Genomic DNA, 18,350 nt, shown 5'->3' with positions numbered 1-18,350 from the left:
GAAGTTTTGACAATACGAATGAAAAATGGGAGGTAAAAAAATGATAAAACCACGGTTCAAAAGTGAAAAAACTGCAAAGATAGCCTTGCTAATTGGAAAAATCGTCACAATGATGTTCATAACCGTTCTAACTTACCCACTCGTACTTTTTTTAGGCGAGTTTAAAATGACACAAGAAACTTGGCTTTTATACATCGGGGGCACGGCTGCGGGAGTTCTGTCAGGGAAAATAAAACTACATGGAGGGGTAAATAAAAGAATGACCCGATGGATTATATTCTTGTCATGTTTAACCATCATGCTTGTGGTTAATATTCTAATGAACATCGATGACAAAGCGCTTATCACAATTTTAGGATTACTTGTAGGAATTCCAACTTATGCAAGTCTTAAATACCATTTTAGTGATCTTGAAAAGGAAGTAAAGAATTATTTTAAAAAGAAAGATTATAGAAGGTATAGGATATTTCGAATCTGAACTAGAATCGGTGAAAGAATAATTTTTTAACTATGTCGAACTTCAAAAAAACTATTAGGAGCGTGTTAACATGAAAGAAGTTAGAGCACTATCTGTATTGATTAGAAAGAACAATAATGAACATGAGGTTCAAGAGGAGTTTAGTGAACATAAGCATGAACTGATTAAATTTTCGGAAGAGAAGGGCCTTGCCATTAGTAAGTTTGATATTTTCTCTAAACCAATGCAAGAACTTATCTATTACTATAAGCCTCTGGATATGACGGAATATGTTACATCTTTAAGGTTTAATGAAACTATACTTACTTTCGGTCCAATTATCTTAAATGTGTTTAGTTTACAGACACTTGAAAGAATGTCTATGAAAAATATTGACTTCATATTTGCTTTCTATGGCGAAAATAATTCAATGATAATGAAAGAGATGACAGCGAGAGAGTATGTGAAGTTAAGGAAAAGGAATAAAATCCCGAACCTTTGCTACTTCCCAATTAATTTAGCAACTGATGAGGGGGTGGCAATTTGAAAACAAAATATGGTAGACCAATTATAAAAATCGATTGGTCAGGTCCAGAGGGAAATGTCTATCATGTAATGTGGAAAGCAGAAGCAATGCTTGAATATTTAGAGGAATTTGATAAGTGTGAGGAACTGAATTATCGGTTTAAACATGATGGTTTGAAAAGTTATGAGGAAGTTCTTGATTTAGTCAATGAGTACGTAACAATTGAAAATATGGACGCCTATTATTCTCTTAGAGCCCAACTTGATGGGGAGGAGAATTATGATGAGTAAATTGTATTTAAAATTGGTTCCAATGGAAGACAAGCGTATGGAGTTTAGTGTTAATTTTCATCGGGTTTCAGAATTATGTTGTGAATTGCAATTAGTTGATAGGAGGGTAAGTGATATCATAAGGAAAATTACAAATGAACTATCTGGTATAAATATTAGAACTGACGAAGACGCAGACCGTGCTATGAAAGTGTTAAGGAAGTATGTGGTATTTGAATAGAAAAGAGGTAGGGATAAACTCCTTGCCTTTTTTGTTGTTTAGAAACAGCACATGCATTAAAAGGGGCGACTGGGCATAGGTGGTTTTATATTTAACACTGTGATTTTAAAGATTTGGGTGTTTTTGCTTGTTATTTATACTACAGACTTCTTTCTACTATTATTTTATAGAGGTTGTCTACTTATTTATGCTAATGTTAAATGGTGGATATTTAAGACTATTGGAGGATTGTTGAAGTGTATATTTCTCATATCTCAATCAAAAATTATCGGAATTTTGGGAACGAACCCTTTAAGACTAAGTTAAAAAAGTTTACGACTATAATTGGTGAAAACAACATTGGTAAAACTAATTTACTAGAATCAATTGGTCTCATTTTAAGTCAGGATATTACAATGTTAAGAAAACGAATGTTGCAGTTGGATGATATAAACTATAAATCTAGAATCAAATTCAAGGAGGATGTATTAGATACAACGATTACTCCCAAAAATGTTAAATTTCCAGAAGTAGAAGTTCAACTCACATTTGAGGAGATGGATACTAAACAATTATCAGTTGTTGGTGATTGGTTTTCTGACAACTCTATGAATAAGGCTAAACTGACGTATTTGTTTAAACCTTCTAACGGCTTTAATTGTAAAGAGTGGGTTGAACAACAAAGAGAATATATACAAAAGTTAAAAGAAGAAAATAAAGAGTGGCAAGAAGAGAAACTTTTAAATTTTATTGAATTTCCAATAAAAAAATATCAATATCTCATTTATGGTGGAAATGACAGTACTAATCGTGTTGATCCTTATTTCCTTGGAATGTTGAAACTAGAACTACTGGATGCTCTTCGTGATGCAAAAAGGGAGTTAATTGCTAACGGTGATTACAAATTGTTATTTAGGGTTCTAAACCAAAATGACGAAACAGCCTATGAAGACATAAAGGGAGTTCTGAGCAATCTTGACGAAAAAATTAAAGATAACGAACAACTGAAAAATATAAGAAAGACACTGATAGAGCAATTAGAAAAGATATCATTGCAAGAAACAACAGGCAGTAATAATGTTGATTTTCACTTTTCAACATTAGAAACAGGAGAAATTCTAAAAAAGTTAAGCCTAATCTATGGTCAAGAGCCAATCAGCATTGATAGAAATGGATTGGGAAGAAATAACCTTTTATATATTTCCTTAATCCTTTCCCGCTTGGCACCAGATGATAATATTGATACTTGTTTCCGAATTGTAGGTATCGAAGAGCCTGAAGCACATTTGCACCCGCATTTACAAAGGCATCTTGCTAGCAATATACAATCAATAAACGAAAAAAGAGAAGATTTGCAGATTATATTAACATCGCATTCTACCCATATAACAAGTGCTTTAAATATGGACAATATGGTAGTTTTATTTAATGAAAGTGGTAAAGTAAAAGAACATTTTTTACTTGATGGGTTTGGAAATGATAAAAAGGGGAAGGTTCACCGGCATTATCTTGGGAAGTACTTAGATGCTACAAAGTCTAGTATGTTCTATGCACGAAGGATCATTTTGGTAGAAGGAATTGCGGAAGAAATTATTGTACCTGTAATTTACCAATTATTTTCCAAAAAATCAATAGAAAGTATAGGCTGCAACATAGTTAATGTAAATGGGGTTGCTTTTAAGCACTTCTTAGAGATTGTAAAAAATGGTTATTTTATTAAATGTGCAGTGCTTACAGACGGAGATGTTGGAAAGAAGACGGAAAATCGTGCGGATAATCTAAAAAAAGAATATGAAACTACAGATGGCCCTATAAAAGTTGAAGTGAACAAAGAGACATTTGAAAAGGAATTAATAAGTGCTAACAAAAGTGGTAAAGGTAAAGAGTTATTATTAAATGCACTGAAAGCAACTAGACCTATAAACGGACCAAAATATATTGCAGAAATTGGGGACAAGGAAATTGATACAAATTCATTTTTTGAATTAGTAGAGGAATATAAATCTGAATTTGCCTTTAATCTTTGTGACGAATTAAAGAAAGAAGATGTGGAATTCAAGATCCCAAAGTATATTAAAAACGCATTCGAGTTTATAAAGGGGTAAAGTTTATGGCTAAAAAAATAAAACCTACACTAGTCATTGCTGGACCGGGTGCAGGGAAAACTCATTATATAATTGAAAAAGTGATCAATAGACTACCATTGCTTGAACACCATAGATTTCTTGCTGTAATTACGTACACAAACTCTGCAACTAATGAAATTAAGGAACGCTTAATGGAGAAAACGGTTATTCCCCCAAATGTCTTTATTGGAACTATTCATAGTTTTTTAGTGCGTTTTATACTTAAACCATTTGGGGTGGTTCAAGGTGTTTTACCAGAGCAGGTTGTTTATAAAGATGTGAGTATAAAGGCCAATGACAGAAAAGAAGAGAACATTATTAAGAATAATATCGTGAAAAAGGGAGTAGTTCCCTATGAAAAAATTGTGTCATTATCTAGTAATTTATTAAAAGAAAACAAAAAGATTAGAGAACTTGTTTCTCAAAGGCTACAATTTTTATTTGTGGATGAATTTCAAGATGCAAACTCAGGACAGTTTAATATTTTTGAAGAAATAAGAAAAGCATCCGCAACGGAAATGTATTTTGTAGGTGATCCGGAGCAAAGTATAATGACTTTTCAAAATCAAGGTGGTCAAATTCAAACTTTAGATAAGCGGCCAATATATAAAGCGATAAACAGTGGAACTATTGATAAGGAATATCTGGATAGTAATAATAGGTCAAGTTTAACAATTATTGATTTTATTAATAACTTCCATACATCAATCACTCAACAAAAAACAAATGAGGATAATAACACCAATAATAAAGTGACTTTTATTTCGGATACTTATGATTTGCGGGAGATTATTAATTCATTTAATTCCCTGTGTAATGATAGAACCATGTGTGAAAATAGCCCATCAACAAGATTCTTTTTGGGATACAGACGCAGCACATTTAAGACAGTTGAAAATGAATATGGATTGGTTCAAAAAGATGATAGCGATTCTAATTCAATACAGTTATTAAGAGAGTGTTCAACGTTCATTTGCGAAATCTTAAATAAGAGCAGGACAAGTATTATGATGGAGTTGGGAATAGATGATTTAGCCTATAGACAACTCTGCTTTAAAATAGTAGAAAGCATTAAATCAAATCCATTTATAAATAGCAGTGAGATAATCTCATTGTTAAAAACAAACTTCAAATGCGATCCTTATAAATCTGTTCATAAAAAGGTACAACATAATCCAGACCATATTGCAGAGGGATTTATTAACAAGATTAATCTCGAACTGCAATACTCTAGCAGTATTAAAGAAATTAAAGATTATCATCTTACCATTCACAAATCAAAGGGATTACAGGCTGATGCGGTTCTAGTAATTGCAAAGAGTAAAAATGAGTTAAAAAAATGGCTAGAAGTGGACAAGCAATTAAGGTTTGGAGACAAGCAAGATACTTGTAGAATTGGGTATGTTGCATTTAGTAGAGCAAAAGAATTTTTATGTATTGCTTGTTTAGAAGAAATTGATGATGAATTAAAAAAGAACTTAACCCTCTAAATGTAGATATGGTTCCAGCAATTGGGGAAAAGGAGAAGCAACCAATATGAGCCTTATACAAGAAGGTATAAATTTTCTAAATGAAAATAATGGAGCATTAACAGTATTAATAAATATTTTATTGGTCTCTATTACGGGGGTATATGTCTATTTAACGGCAAGTCTCTCTAAGGCATCAAATAAAACAATCGAGCATTCTTATAATGAATATAAAGATAGAAAATACAAGGAAGATACTGTAAAAAAGAATCTTATTTACTTGGTTAATAGTGAAATATATATGAATTCATTTATATATGTTTTTTCCCAGTACTATTTGCAAAATGGGGAGAACATAAATTTAAAGGAAAAACTAAGACATTATTTGATTAGTGGCGGGGTATCGATTGACAAGACTTCAAGGGGTCATATAGTAGTTCATACCAGAATGGATACTTGGAAGGAAATTAATGCGCAATGTGCACAATATTTTTCCAATTCCCTTATGCAGGAATTGACTGGATATTATACAGGAGTTGAACAATCTAAAATTTATTCCGTTAATGGAATGTCTAACCAGAATTTTATTGAATTCTGTAGAGGTCAACTTATCTCTACATATAAATGTTTGGAGTTACTAAAACAAGAAGACCCGGACTTGCGAATTGGTGAAGAATATAGCATTGATGGAAAGGTTCTTTCGGTAAATAATGAAACAGGTACTCTTATTGAAATGAATAAGCATTTGGAACAAGCAGTTTCAAAATAAAATGTAGTAGAGTTGTAACGTTACTTTCGGTGGGTAAATATCCGAAATCAAAGCATTTAAATGGAAATTGAATACCAAAATGTTTCTGGCATTTAAATGATGTAGGTTTTGGCAGTATGTTTATGTTTATAAATCATTTTGAATCATTTCTCAATACATTAACGTATAAACGCTTATATGCTTATATTTATACATATTTGTAAGGCAGTGCTTTTTGTATTAACCGGCAGGATAATTTAACAAAGTTTGTATTAGAATTGGGACTTTTCCAATTCTTTTTTTATGTAAATTTTGTAATTTTATTCAAATGCATATTTGAATAATAAAATGAATTTGATATAATACATTCAAATGAATATTTGAATAAAGGGGTGATTGTTATGGAATTAAATAAAATCGAATTTCATTTGATGAATAATCCAATGAGGAAATGGCTTCAAAAGAACATTGAGTTTAAAACCTTTAAAGAGTTTTTAGATAAGAATAATCTTTCTTTGGAGGGAAAAGTAGTATTAGATGCTGGGTGTGGATCAGGATATAGTACAAAGTTAATTCAAGAATTTAGTCCTGCTGAATTGATAGGGTTCGATATTATGCCATCACAAATTGAAAAGGCAAAACAAGCATATCCCGAATTAAATTTCTTTGTTGGCAGCGTGTTAGAAACACATTTAGACTCCGATAAGTTTGATGCTGTTTTTGTTTTCGGAATACTGCATCATATTCCTCAATGGAAAGATGCTATTACAGAACTTTATCGAGTTTTAAAGTCTGGAGGGGTACTTTTAGTCGAAGATTTGAATAAAGATGCTTCTCATTTTTTTGCCACTTATTTTAAATTAGATCATCCGCCAGAAGCCTACTTTACTTGGGATGAATTTACAAATCATCTTGAGGAAACAGGGTTCGATATTTTAGAACAAAAAAGAATTATTTCAAAGGGAGTCGGGTCTTTCCTTTGTTTAAAAAATTAAAAATTGAAATTTTGGAGGTAAATAAATGATAACAACGATACTTACAGCCGCAACTATTTATGTAGCGACAGGGATTGATTATCTTGTTATTTTAATTCTATTGTTTTCGCAAATAAAAAAAGGACAGGAAATACATATTTGGATAGGAAAGTATGTTGGAACGATAATTGTTATAGGAGCAAGTCTTTTAGTTTCTTTAGGTGTTGCCAACTTGATCCCTCAACAATGGGTTATAGGACTTCTTGGACTTTTACCAATTTATTTAGGAATAAAAATATGGATTAAAGGAGAACAAGATGAAGATGAAAGCAACATTTTGTCCTTATTTTCATCAGGTAGGTTTAATCAATTATTTCTAACGGTCACTTTTATTGTATTGTCTTCCAGTGCGGATGACTTTTCCATTTATGTACCGTATTTCACAACATTAAATGGGACTGAAATCATTGTCTCTATTATTGTCTTTTTAATAATGATTGGGGTTTTACTCTACGTGGGCTATCGTTTAGCACACTTGGAATTCGTATCGGAAAAAATAGAAAAGTATGAACGTTGGATTGTTCCAATTGTCTTTATAGGATTAGGAATTTATATTATGTATGAAAATGGGACATTCAATGCCTTGTTCTCATTCCTATTTTAACAAACAGGTAATTGGGTTGAATCAGACGAAAGCAGTTAAGAAAAAGTGCTTGGATTTTTTATCCAAGCATTTTTGTTTTTATTTCATTCAAATAAATGTTTGAATAAAGATAAAAAAGGGTTATAATATATTCAAATGAATATTTGAATGAAAAGGGAGTGAAACTAATGGGTAAGAAGGATACTTGTGAAATTTATTGTTATGACGAAGAAAAAGTTAATCGAATACAAGGCGAATTAGAAAAAGAGGATATGTCTAGTGTTGCCTTATTATTTAAAGCACTTGCAGATGAAAACAGAGCAAAAATATCCTTTGCTTTATGTCAAGATGACGAACTATGTGTGTGTGATGTCGCCAATATTATAGGTTCTACCGTTGCAACAGCATCTCATCACCTACGAACTCTTCATAAACAAGGGATTGTAAAATACCGAAAAGAAGGCAAATTAGCGTTTTACTCACTAGATGATGACCACATCAAGCAATTAATCACTATTGCGTTAGCACATAAGAAAGAGGTGAAAGTCAATGTCTAATCAACAACCCAATTTAACTGAAGAAGAAATGAAAGCATATCGTGTTCAAGGATTTACTTGTGTAAATTGTGCAGCCATTTTTGAAAATAATGTAAAAGAATTGCCCGGTGTTGATGATGCGAAAGTAAATTTTGGAGCATCTAAAGTGTATGTGAAAGGTACTGCAACGATTGAAGAACTAGAAAAAGCAGGAGCATTTGAAAATTTAAAGATTCGGGATGAAAAAGAACAGAGAGTAGAACGTGAACCATTCTGGAAGCAAAAAGAAAATATTAAGGTCTATATTTCAGCGATATTACTGTTGATTAGTTGGTTTTTAGGGGCGCAATACGGGGAAGAGCATATTCTTCCAACTATTGGTTATGCAGCATCCATGTTAATTGGTGGATATTCGCTGTTTATTAAAGGTCTAAAAAATTTAAGCAGATTACAATTTGATATGAATACACTAATGACGATTGCCATTATAGGTGCTGCAATCATTGGTGAATGGGGTGAAGGTGCAACTGTTGTTATCCTATTTGCGATTAGTGAAGCATTAGAGCGCTATTCAATGGATAAGGCTCGTCAATCCATTGAATCATTGATGGATATTGCTCCAAAAGAAGCATTAGTCCGTCGTGGGAATGAAGAAATGATAATCCACGTTGATGATGTTCAAGTTGGAGACATTATGATTGTAAAACCGGGTCAAAAGTTAGCAATGGATGGAGTAGTTATCAAAGGAACTTCAACATTAAATCAGGCTGCAATTACTGGGGAAAGTGTTCCGGTAACAAAAACAATTGATGATGAAGTGTTTGCGGGAACATTAAATGAAGAAGGATTGCTCGAAGTTAAAGTAACCAAACGAGTGGAAGATACTACTCTTTCAAAAATTATTCATCTTGTAGAAGAAGCACAAGCAGAACGAGCACCTTCTCAAGCATTTGTCGATAAATTTGCGAAATACTATACACCATCTATTATGATTTTGGCCCTTTTAATCGCTGTTATACCTCCATTATTTGGTGGGGATTGGAGTGAATGGATTTATCAAGGGTTGGCAGTTTTAGTTGTTGGTTGTCCGTGTGCTTTAGTTGTTTCCACGCCGGTATCGATTGTTACTGCTATTGGAAATGCAGCGAAAAATGGTGTTTTAATTAAAGGTGGTATTCATTTAGAAGAAGCAGGAGCCCTTAAAGCCATTGCTTTTGATAAAACAGGAACATTAACAAAAGGAATTCCTACTGTAACAGACATCGTGACATATGGTGACGATAAAAACGAATTGCTTGCAGTTACAGCAGCCATTGAAAAAGGATCACAACATCCACTTGCTTCAGCCATTATAAGAAAAGCAGAAGAAAACGGCTTGAACTTTAATGGAATGTCGGTAGAAGACTTTCAATCAATTACGGGTAAAGGTGTAAAAGCAAGAGTAAATAATGAAATGTATTATGTCGGAAGTCCAAATTTGTTTGAAGAATTGCATCAAACAATTGAAAGTACCATTCAAGAGAAAATTACTCGTATGCAAATAGAAGGAAAAACGGTGATGGTTTTGGGAACGGATAAAGAAATCCTTTCGCTAATTGCCGTAGCAGATGAAATGAGAGAAACATCAAAAGAAGTCATCAACAAATTGAATCATATGGGAATTGAAACAGTAATGCTGACTGGTGACAATAAACGAACAGCAGAAGCCATTGGGAAACAGGTTGGTGTTTCAGATATTAAAGCCGATTTACTTCCAGAAGATAAATTAAACTTTATTAAAGAACTTCGTGGAAAGCATCAAAGTGTGGCAATGGTAGGAGATGGTGTAAATGATGCACCAGCACTTGCGGCTTCAACGGTCGGTGTAGCGATGGGTGGTGCTGGAACTGATACAGCACTAGAAACAGCCGATATTGCATTAATGTCTGATGATTTAAGCAAGTTGCCATATACCATTAAATTAAGCCGTAAGGCATTAACCATTATCAAGCAAAACATTACCTTCTCTTTAGCCATTAAATTAGTGGCATTACTATTAGTTATGCCCGGATGGTTGACCCTATGGATTGCTATATTTGCCGATATGGGCGCAACATTGCTTGTTACATTAAACAGTTTAAGATTACTAAAGGTTAAAGAATAAAAATAAGGTTTCATAGCAAGGGAAAATTTTTGTTCCCTTGCCTTTTTGCCTAGTGTAATTCTTATTAAACTAAAGGGTGCGTTGATCCGACAATGATTTACGCTCTTTTTGTTGAAGTTATTACTATAGGGCGGTTTAAATAAAGGTGGGAGAACGATGGATTGTTGTAGTAGTAAGGTTAATGAAGTGGTAACGGAAAATAATGGTGCTTGCCCATCTTGTAATAATAAAGCAAAAAACGTAAAGTTGATTACACTAAAATCATTACTTAAACCGACTGCATTAGAAACTTTAAATGCGAATGTAAATCACTATTTCTGTTTAAGTAAAGAGTGTGATGTAGTTTATTTTGATGCTGATAATAAGAAATATCTTACATCTGACATAAAGGTAGCAGTACATCAAAAAGATGACTATGTAATAACACCTATTTGCTATTGCTTTGACTGGACAAAAGAGAAAATTAAGAAATATGTAAAACAAGAACTTTCTCCTAATCCAATTGAACATATTCGAGAAAACATAAAGGAAAACCGATGTGGTTGTGAGGTAAACAATCCACAAGGAAGTTGCTGTTTGGGTAATGTTACAAAGTATATAAAAAGTATTAAAAGTTAATTTGAATCTTCAACTAACGTCCCTTATATATAGTATCCTTTTCAAAGCACTGATATGGTGCACCCTTTATACTGTTTACATGTAACCATAGAAAAGCGTTTAAGGACTTGACTTGGAGACTCTGTGGGTATGATTTGTCTTGAAAGGCTGAAGCACGTGTTTCAGTAGGCAAACCAGCCTATCATACCCACCCCTCCAAGTAAAGCCCTATCGTTGTTTACGTTGAAAACTATTATTTACTAAATATAATAAGTAAAAATAGTTAGTAAATAGGCTGTTTTTATATCTTCATTTACGTTGAATTAGGTCAAATACCATACTACATATAATGGTGCGTTACTTCATAAAGAGCCTAAATACACTACTTTCGTATTTTGGCTCTTTTTACATTCATAAAAGATAATGCCATTTATAGCATTTTTTAATTCCCAAATACATACCAAAGCGCTCCTTTCTTTTTTATATTGGTTTCAATAGAAAGAAGGGGGATTATGCTTACTCAATTAGTGATAGTCTATATTATTTCTGTCGTTTCTTTTTCTACAAATTGTACACAGATAAATATGTTGAATCAGAATAAAGTTTGCAGAATGAGAAAAAAGTCTGCATAAGAAGAAAAAAGTTTGCACGAAGTCTCGTGGGTGTATCCATAGTATGGGTATATTCACGGGGTTTTTTTATGTTTTTTATAGGCTAGCAAAGGTTTTTCGTGGGGGTTAAGGTATCCCTTTCGGGTTAGATAATATCTAAGAATAAAGACATCACAAGGGGTGTTCGTGTATCACTTTGAATGAGTAGTAATAGAACCAAACCAATTAAGGAAAGCCCACGTCCAGCAACGTGCAACACGCCACAAGCAAGGTTCTCGCCCATAAAAAAACAAATAAATATATAAATAATTAGGCATAGGTCAATTTGGTAAGTATGGGGAATGGCGGTGGTACAGGGGAAACCGCAAGGTATAGTAGAGTGCTCCATCTTTCAAGGGAAGCCCACGTCCAGCAACGTGTAACATGCCCCAAGCAAGGTCCTCGCCCTTAAAAATAAATATATATAAATAATTAGGTATGGGGTCAGGAGGTAAGTATGGAAACGGCGGTGGTACAGGCAAAACCGTAAGGTATAGTAGAGTGCTTCATCTTCCAAGGAAAGCCCACGTCCATGAAGGTATACCGTGCTTCAGACATAAGCACTCGCCCATAAAGAAATTATTAAAAAATAAAAATAAATAATTATGTATGGGTAACGTGGAAAGTATGGGATTGACGGTGGTATATGAGAAACCGTAAGGTGCTATGTATGAGGCCGATGGATTAAAGGTATCTTCGATACCTCATTTATTGGCGAGGTGCGAATATCATTACTGAAACACCCACTAAACAGATACCAGCATCTATCCAATCGTATAAATAAGGTATACCCCATCCTCAAATACGGAAGGACTCCTCCATAGCAGCATATACTCCGCATGGGAATGTTCGAAATGTAGTAATTACCACCTTATTACGCCAAGGCAACTCCTCCGAAAACACCCCATTAATGGCTTATCTTCTCTTAACCATAGCCAATTAAGATCCCCCTCCACCAATTTCGGCAATTCCAACAAATTTAAAAAATACAATTGCATAGGCACCAGATTAGAAGGCAAGAATCGGTTATGGTACAGGGGGCACCGTTAGGTGCCCTAATTGGGTTTTGGTCACTCCCCTAGTATGGTGGTCTCTCCACTATGTTTAAGCAAACTTTATTCTTATCTTTTTTACTTTTAGAGTTACTTTTCGGCTGAAAATGGGCAAATCTTTGAGCAAACTTTATTCTCATGAAATAAGTTGGGTAATGCCTTTGAAGTCAGATGTGGCAAGGGGTGAACGTGATTCCTCGCTTCTGCAAACTTTATTCTAATTTAACACCTGGTCGCCCTTCGGTCTTTTTTGTATGAAAAAAGGCAGGAGAAAAAGCGAGGATACGTACCGTTGGTATGTTAGCAAGATTTAATCAAACGTTTGATTAAAAGCCTGAAAAATACCGATAAACCAAGTGTTTGGGTAGGAAAGTGCATGAGAAAAATGGCGAAGAAAGTCAGGAGAAAATGCAGGAGGAAGACAAGAAAGGCAGGGGAAAAAGCGTGAGAAAAAGCAGGAGAAATACAGGATGTTTGGACAAAGTTTTTTATGTCTGAGACCTTGAAAATTCGGTACAAGTTTGAGCAAAAGTGGGGGAAAAGGAAGGACAAACTTTTTTGTATTCCAGAAGATGGAGAAAGGGCGTGAGCCTAAACAGGACAAGGATTTGAGGGGGAGAAGGCAGGAGGAAGAGAAGGGACATTGTTTTTTATGTGTGAACAGTAGGCGGTTCATTGTTTACTTATCGAGAAAAGACTGCTTTTTACCTTTTTCACAATAAAAAGAGGGTAAAACTAGTGTATTCTTATTCAGTCAATCTATTAGTATATAATTTTTTTGTAAAAAAGCGTTTACAAAATAAACCACTACACTTATAATAATGTTAACAAGTTAAGAATCGTGCTGATGAGTTATTGAGAGACAGCCATTTGCTTTAATAGGGGATTTTGTATCCTATTAATGCAGGTGGCTGTCTTTTTCTTTTCAGCACAATGCATTCAAGTTTTTTTATAAAAGAAAATGAAGGGGGATTCACAGTGTCAGCATTTTTAGGGGAAGTTATAGGAACAATGATTTTGATTATTTTCGGTGGTGGTGTAGTAGGTGGTGTTGTGCTTAATAAATCAAAAGCACAGGACTCTGGTTGGATTGTCATTACTCTAGGTTGGGGGTTTGCAGTAGCATTTGGAGCTTATGCGGTTGGAAGTGTAAGCGGTGCACATTTAAATCCAGCGGTTACAATTGGTTTCGCCTCTATTGGCGAGTTCCCATGGGCAGATGTTCCATCATATATCGCGGGGCAAATGATCGGGGCATTTCTAGGTGCTACGATTGTATGGTTATACTATTACCCGCATTGGCAGGCAACAGAAGATAAAGCTGCAAAATTAGCAGTGTTTTCTACAGACCCAGCCATTGCACATACACCTTCTAACTTTATAAGTGAAGTGTTAGGTACAGCTGTTTTAATTTTTGGTCTCTTATCTATTGGTGCTAACGAGTTTACAGAAGGGTTAAATCCAATTATAGTTGGTTTCTTTATCACAGCCATTGGATTATCACTAGGTGGTACAACAGGGTATGCCATTAATCCAGCACGTGACTTAGGTCCACGTATTGCACACTTTTTACTCCCGATTGCAGGGAAAGGCTCTTCTAACTGGAAATATGCTTGGATTCCTGTTATTGGTCCAATCGTTGGTGGTGTTCTTGGTGCTCAATTTCATCACGCTGTGTTTGTTGGTGGAACTAATAACGCCCTTTATATTTTAATAGGAATATTAGCAGTTATTGCGTTAGTTGTAAAAGTATCTCACACAAATAAAGGATTTGAAGCAAAAAAACAAGAAGTAATGTAAATATATAAACTACGAATATCGGAGGTAATCATATGGAAAAGAAGTATATTTTATCATTAGATCAGGGTACAACAAGCTCTAGAGCTATTCTATTTAATAAAAAGGGTGAAATTGTTGAGGTAGCTCAAAGAGAGTTTCCACAATATTTTCCTAAACCAGGCTGGGTGGAACATAATCCACAAGAAATTTGGAGTTCGATCTTAGCAGTTATTGCAGAAGTTCTTGCTAAAAAGGATATTTCGCCAAAAGAAATTGCTAGTATTGGAATTACAAATCAACGGGAAACAGCTGTCGTATGGGACCGTGAGACTGGCAAGCCTGTCTACAATGCTATTGTCTGGCAATCAAGGCAAACTGCGGACATTTGTGAAGAGTTAAAAGAAAAAGGTTATAATGATCTTTTTCGTGAAAAAACAGGATTATTAATAGATGCCTATTTTTCAGGAACAAAGGTAAAGTGGATTTTGGATCATGTTGAAGGTGCAAGAGAAAAAGCGAACGAAGGGAAACTTTTATTTGGAACAATTGATACATGGTTGATATGGAAACTATCAGGTGGGCAGAAGCATGTTACTGACTATACAAATGCGTCTAGAACACTTATGTATAATATATACAGTCTAGAATGGGATAAAGAAATCCTAGGCATTCTAGATATTCCACAATCAATGCTACCTGAAGTTTGTTCTTCATCAGAAGTTTACGCAGAAACTGTTGATTATCACTTTTTTGGTGAAGCTGTTCCAATTGCAGGGGTGGCAGGTGACCAGCAGGCTGCATTGTTTGGGCAGGCCTGCTATGAAAAAGGAATGGCGAAAAACACATATGGAACAGGCTGCTTTATGTTAATGAATACAGGTGAAAAAGCAGTTCCATCAGCAAATGGATTGTTAACAACAATCGCTTGGGGCATTGATGGGAAAGTGGAGTATGCTCTAGAAGGAAGTATCTTTGTTGCAGGGTCTGCCATTCAATGGTTACGTGATGGAATTAAAATGATTGAAAATGCTCCACAATCTGAAGACTATGCTTCAAAAGCCGATTCGACTGATGGCGTATATGTGGTTCCTGCTTTCGTAGGATTAGGTACACCTTATTGGGATAGTGATGCACGTGGTGCAGTGTTTGGTTTAACTCGTGGAACAACGAAAGAACATTTTGTACGTGCAACCCTTGAATCTCTTGCTTATCAAACAAAGGATGTTTTAACAGCAATGGAAGCAGACTCAGGAATTGAACTGAAAAAGTTACGCGTAGATGGTGGAGCAGTGAAAAACAATATGCTCATGCATTTCCAAAGTGATCTTCTCAATGTTCCAGTAGAACGTCCAGTAATAAATGAAACAACAGCTTTAGGAGCTGCATATTTAGCAGGTTTAGCAGTAGGCTTCTGGAAGGACCGCGAAGAAATTGCCTCACAATGGAAGGTAGACCAATCATTTGATCCTACTATGGATGAGGATCAAAGAAATGAGTTATATGAAGGCTGGCAGGAAGCAGTAAAGGCAACAATGAGCTTTAAGCCAAATAAAAAGGGTAAAAGCAAACAACTTAATTGAAAATTAAGAAAAAAACTGCTATACTATATATAACTAAAAGTTAATAAATAATTGGTCTTGAGACGTTTTGAGGGGACCACAACAAAGCTGTAAAAGGATTTCTTTACAGTTCATGTTGTGGTCCCCTTTTTTGTTGTTTTACCTACAATTTGAAAGGATGATAAACAATGACACAGTTTTCTAGCATAAATCGTTCAAAATATTTAGAAGAAATGGAAGCAAACTCTTTGGATCTACTAGTTATCGGTGGGGGAATTACAGGAACAGGAATTGCTTTAGATGCCCAGGTTCGTGGTTTAAAAACAGGGTTGATTGAGATGCAGGATTTTGCTGCAGGTACTTCTAGCCGATCTACTAAACTAGTACATGGAGGCTTGCGCTATTTAAAGCAATTTGAGGTAAAGCTTGTAGCAGAGGTTGGGAAAGAGCGGGCAATTGTCTATGAAAATGCCCCTCATGTCACAACACCTGTTTGGATGATGTTGCCGATCATTGAAAATGGAACATTCGGTAAGTTTTCCACTTCTATAGGCCTAAAAGTTTACGATTATTTAGCCGGAGTTAAGAAGGTTGAAAGAAGGAAAATGCTGAACAAAACAAATTCAATCGAACGCGAGCCTCTCTTACGTGAACAGGGTTTAAAGGGATCCGGAGTGTATGTTGAGTATCGAACAGATGATGCGCGACTAACATTAGAAGTAATGAAAGAAGCGGTAAACAGAGGGGTTTTGGCTGCAAATTATACAAAAGCAGAAGAATTTATTTATAACAAAGGAAAAGTTGTTGGAGTTCACATTCAGGATTTACTAACTGGTGAAAAGCGGAAGATTTACGCAAAGAAAATCGTAAATGCTGCAGGTCCATGGGTTGATACGTTAAGAGAAAAAGACAAATCAAAGAAAGGGAAATATTTACACTTAACAAAAGGTGTTCATCTTGTTATTGATTCGTCACGTTTTCCTCTAAAAGAAGCAGTGTATTTTGACACCCCTTTTAAAGACGGTAGAATGATGTTTGCTATACCACGTGATAACAAAGCGTATGTAGGCACAACTGATACAAATTACAAAGGCTCAATTAGCCACCCAAGAATGACAGTAGAGGACAGAGATTATATTCTAAAAGCTACTAATTATATGTTTCCCAATCTAAACTTAACAACGAATGATGTTGAGTCAAGCTGGGTAGGCTTACGTCCACTTATTCACGAAGAAGGAAAAGATCCTTCAGAGATTTCTAGAAAAGATGAAATCTTTGTCTCACCATCTGGCTTAGTGACAATTGCTGGAGGGAAGCTAACAGGTTATCGTAAAATGGCGGAAGGTGTTGTAAACCTTGTATTAGAAGAACTAAGAGGAAAAAATTACCCTGCATGTACCACAGACCAGATTGTTCTTTCGGGTGGAGATGTTGGTGGTTCTAATCAGTATCCTACTTTCGTGAAAGAACAGGTTCAAAAAGGGATAAATTTAGGTTTAACAGAGGAAGAAGCAACGAAGCTAGTAAAACGATATGGATCAAACATTTCTGCCCTCTATGAAGTAATCAAACATAGTGGACATGAAGCGGAGGCTGCTGGACTTTCGTTAGAAGTATATGCATCCCTTATTTATGGAATTGAACAAGAAATGGTAGGAACACTATGTGATTTCTTCATTAGAAGAACTAGTGCCCTTTTCTTTGATATAAATTGGGTGATCAAGTGGAAAGAACCGGTTACAAAGTACATGGCAACTATTTTCTCTTGGTCGCTTGAAGAAGAACAACGTTTCCGCGATGAGTTAGAAAAGCACATATATGATGCAACTGTTCCTGTAGAATATGATGAAGATGAACACCCACATGCTAAAAGTGTATAGAAAGGGTGAGGTCCCTGATGTTTGAAAATCAACAGGTGTTACCCGCGACTAAATCAATGAAGGACTTTGAGCAGGTCCTTTCTAATAGAAATGTAGAGTTTATCGTTATGCTAGAAGTGCATATTGCTCAATTAGATAATATTATGAAGCTAGCTAAGACATATCATAAAAAAATCCTCTTACATGCAGACTTAATTCAAGGTTTAAAAAACGATGAGTACTCAGCAGAATTTTTGTGTCAAAAAATAAAGCCTGATGGAGTTATTTCAACAAGAGCAAGTGTATTAAAGACAGCCAAGAAAAATGGTATTTTATCGATTCAGCGGCTATTTTTGCTTGATACGTTGGCAATTGATACAAGTTACAGCTTAGCGCAAAAGGTTCAGCCTGACTTTATAGAAGTTCTACCAGGCTGTGTACCACATTTGATTCAAAAAGTAAGTCAGGAAACAAATATTCCTGTAATAGCAGGCGGTTTAATAACAAGTCATGATGAAGTAACTAGTGTGTTAAAAGCGGGGGCACATGCTGTAACAACGTCCCGAAAGGAATTGTGGAGGATATGATTTGTAAGGAGGGAGATTTACCTCGATTTTTATTGGAAATAATGATATTAAAAATAGCCTGAAAAGTTGCTACGATATAAGCGGAATCGGACACAAATGCAGTAAACAAGCTAAGATCTGTCTCGATACAAGAGGTATCGGGACATAAATGGACCA

Annotated in this window: 17 protein-coding genes; 16 read left to right on the top strand and 1 reads right to left on the bottom strand. The window is 35.0% G+C overall.

Features of this window, described 5'->3' with window-relative positions:
• Window positions 1-40 precede the first annotated feature (40 nt).
• From COD11_RS23535 to COD11_RS23480, 12 genes are all read left to right on the top strand, one after another.
• A complete protein-coding gene (locus tag COD11_RS23535) occupies window positions 41-478 on the top strand; it encodes a hypothetical protein (RefSeq protein WP_141549740.1) in 438 nt (145 codons plus the stop codon).
• Between the two features lie 70 nt (window positions 479-548).
• Window positions 549-1,004: a hypothetical protein gene (locus COD11_RS23530; protein WP_098799341.1), complete on the top strand. Its 456-nt coding sequence runs from the start codon at window positions 549-551 to the stop codon at window positions 1,002-1,004.
• Window positions 1,001-1,273, top strand: coding sequence for a hypothetical protein (locus COD11_RS23525; RefSeq protein ID WP_066192475.1), 273 nt, complete (start codon window positions 1,001-1,003; stop codon window positions 1,271-1,273). The genes COD11_RS23530 and COD11_RS23525 overlap by 4 nt, the downstream gene beginning before the upstream one ends.
• A complete protein-coding gene (locus COD11_RS23520; RefSeq protein WP_141549739.1) occupies window positions 1,266-1,493 on the top strand; it encodes a hypothetical protein in 228 nt (75 codons plus the stop codon). The genes COD11_RS23525 and COD11_RS23520 overlap by 8 nt, the downstream gene beginning before the upstream one ends.
• A gap of 236 nt (window positions 1,494-1,729) precedes the next feature.
• Complete coding sequence (locus COD11_RS23515; RefSeq protein WP_098799339.1) at window positions 1,730-3,577, top strand: ATP-dependent nuclease; 1,848 nt, start codon at window positions 1,730-1,732, stop codon at window positions 3,575-3,577.
• Window positions 3,578-3,582: 5 nt separating this feature from the next.
• Window positions 3,583-5,088 (top strand): UvrD-helicase domain-containing protein, encoded by a 1,506-nt coding sequence (locus tag COD11_RS23510; protein ID WP_098799338.1) that lies wholly within the window; start codon window positions 3,583-3,585, stop codon window positions 5,086-5,088.
• A gap of 46 nt (window positions 5,089-5,134) precedes the next feature.
• Window positions 5,135-5,836, top strand: coding sequence for a hypothetical protein (locus tag COD11_RS23505; RefSeq protein ID WP_098799337.1), 702 nt, complete (start codon window positions 5,135-5,137; stop codon window positions 5,834-5,836).
• 380 nt (window positions 5,837-6,216) lie between these two features.
• A complete protein-coding gene (locus COD11_RS23500) occupies window positions 6,217-6,810 on the top strand; it encodes a class I SAM-dependent methyltransferase (protein ID WP_098799336.1) in 594 nt (197 codons plus the stop codon).
• Between the two features lie 25 nt (window positions 6,811-6,835).
• Window positions 6,836-7,453, top strand: a complete 618-nt coding sequence (locus tag COD11_RS23495; RefSeq protein ID WP_098799335.1) for a CadD family cadmium resistance transporter — start codon at window positions 6,836-6,838, stop codon at window positions 7,451-7,453.
• Window positions 7,454-7,620: 167 nt separating this feature from the next.
• A complete protein-coding gene (locus COD11_RS23490) occupies window positions 7,621-7,989 on the top strand; it encodes an ArsR/SmtB family transcription factor (RefSeq protein ID WP_066192486.1) in 369 nt (122 codons plus the stop codon).
• A complete protein-coding gene (locus COD11_RS23485) occupies window positions 7,982-10,111 on the top strand; it encodes a heavy metal translocating P-type ATPase (protein ID WP_098799334.1) in 2,130 nt (709 codons plus the stop codon). Before COD11_RS23490 ends, COD11_RS23485 begins: the two co-directional genes overlap by 8 nt.
• A gap of 156 nt (window positions 10,112-10,267) precedes the next feature.
• Window positions 10,268-10,729, top strand: a complete 462-nt coding sequence (locus COD11_RS23480) for a putative iron-sulfur cluster-binding metallochaperone (protein ID WP_098799333.1) — start codon at window positions 10,268-10,270, stop codon at window positions 10,727-10,729.
• Between the two features lie 1,337 nt (window positions 10,730-12,066).
• Here the strand turns inward: COD11_RS23480 and COD11_RS28085 are convergent.
• Window positions 12,067-12,147 carry a YnfA family protein gene (locus tag COD11_RS28085; protein WP_311226016.1) on the bottom strand — a complete coding sequence of 27 codons (81 nt, stop codon included), beginning with the start codon at window positions 12,145-12,147 and terminating at the stop codon, window positions 12,067-12,069.
• 1,241 nt (window positions 12,148-13,388) lie between these two features.
• On the opposite strand from COD11_RS28085, the gene COD11_RS23470 reads away from it, so the two are divergent.
• The 4 genes from COD11_RS23470 (at window position 13,389) to COD11_RS23455 (ending at window position 18,194) form a co-directional block, all read left to right on the top strand.
• On the top strand, window positions 13,389-14,210 hold the full coding sequence (locus COD11_RS23470) for an MIP/aquaporin family protein (protein WP_098799332.1): 822 nt from the start codon (window positions 13,389-13,391) through the stop codon (window positions 14,208-14,210).
• Window positions 14,211-14,242: 32 nt separating this feature from the next.
• The gene (gene glpK, locus COD11_RS23465; RefSeq protein ID WP_098799331.1) at window positions 14,243-15,769 is read left to right on the top strand and encodes a glycerol kinase GlpK; all 1,527 of its coding nucleotides are present in this window, start codon (window positions 14,243-14,245) and stop codon (window positions 15,767-15,769) included.
• 167 nt (window positions 15,770-15,936) lie between these two features.
• Window positions 15,937-17,628 carry a glycerol-3-phosphate dehydrogenase/oxidase gene (locus tag COD11_RS23460; RefSeq protein WP_098799330.1) on the top strand — a complete coding sequence of 564 codons (1,692 nt, stop codon included), beginning with the start codon at window positions 15,937-15,939 and terminating at the stop codon, window positions 17,626-17,628.
• 14 nt (window positions 17,629-17,642) lie between these two features.
• Entirely contained in the window at window positions 17,643-18,194 is a 552-nt protein-coding gene (locus COD11_RS23455) for a glycerol-3-phosphate responsive antiterminator (RefSeq protein WP_098799343.1), read from the top strand.
• The last annotated feature ends 156 nt before the right edge of the window (window positions 18,195-18,350 follow it).

The organism is Bacillus sp. AFS040349 (genome assembly GCF_002577655.1).
In the GTDB taxonomy this organism is placed as follows: domain Bacteria; phylum Bacillota; class Bacilli; order Bacillales; family Bacillaceae; genus Metabacillus.
The sequence above is the reverse complement of the archived record's forward strand: the minus strand, read 5'-3'. Positions and strand labels throughout refer to the sequence as shown.

What these genes read in the sequence shown, in the direction of transcription:
- COD11_RS23480 (WP_098799333.1), top strand. Translation starts at nt 10,268, where the DNA reads ATGGATTGTTGTAGTAGTAAGGTTAATGAAGTGGTAACGGAAAATAAT.
- COD11_RS23530 (WP_098799341.1), top strand. Translation starts at nt 549, where the DNA reads ATGAAAGAAGTTAGAGCACTATCTGTATTGATTAGAAAGAACAATAAT.
- COD11_RS23485 (WP_098799334.1), top strand. Translation starts at nt 7,982, where the DNA reads ATGTCTAATCAACAACCCAATTTAACTGAAGAAGAAATGAAAGCATAT.
- COD11_RS23500 (WP_098799336.1), top strand. Translation starts at nt 6,217, where the DNA reads ATGGAATTAAATAAAATCGAATTTCATTTGATGAATAATCCAATGAGG.
- COD11_RS23505 (WP_098799337.1), top strand. Translation starts at nt 5,135, where the DNA reads ATGAGCCTTATACAAGAAGGTATAAATTTTCTAAATGAAAATAATGGA.
- COD11_RS23535 (WP_141549740.1), top strand. Translation starts at nt 41, where the DNA reads ATGATAAAACCACGGTTCAAAAGTGAAAAAACTGCAAAGATAGCCTTG.
- COD11_RS23495 (WP_098799335.1), top strand. Translation starts at nt 6,836, where the DNA reads ATGATAACAACGATACTTACAGCCGCAACTATTTATGTAGCGACAGGG.
- COD11_RS23490 (WP_066192486.1), top strand. Translation starts at nt 7,621, where the DNA reads ATGGGTAAGAAGGATACTTGTGAAATTTATTGTTATGACGAAGAAAAA.
- glpK (WP_098799331.1), top strand. Translation starts at nt 14,243, where the DNA reads ATGGAAAAGAAGTATATTTTATCATTAGATCAGGGTACAACAAGCTCT.
- COD11_RS23520 (WP_141549739.1), top strand. Translation starts at nt 1,266, where the DNA reads ATGAGTAAATTGTATTTAAAATTGGTTCCAATGGAAGACAAGCGTATG.
- COD11_RS23510 (WP_098799338.1), top strand. Translation starts at nt 3,583, where the DNA reads ATGGCTAAAAAAATAAAACCTACACTAGTCATTGCTGGACCGGGTGCA.
- COD11_RS23460 (WP_098799330.1), top strand. Translation starts at nt 15,937, where the DNA reads ATGACACAGTTTTCTAGCATAAATCGTTCAAAATATTTAGAAGAAATG.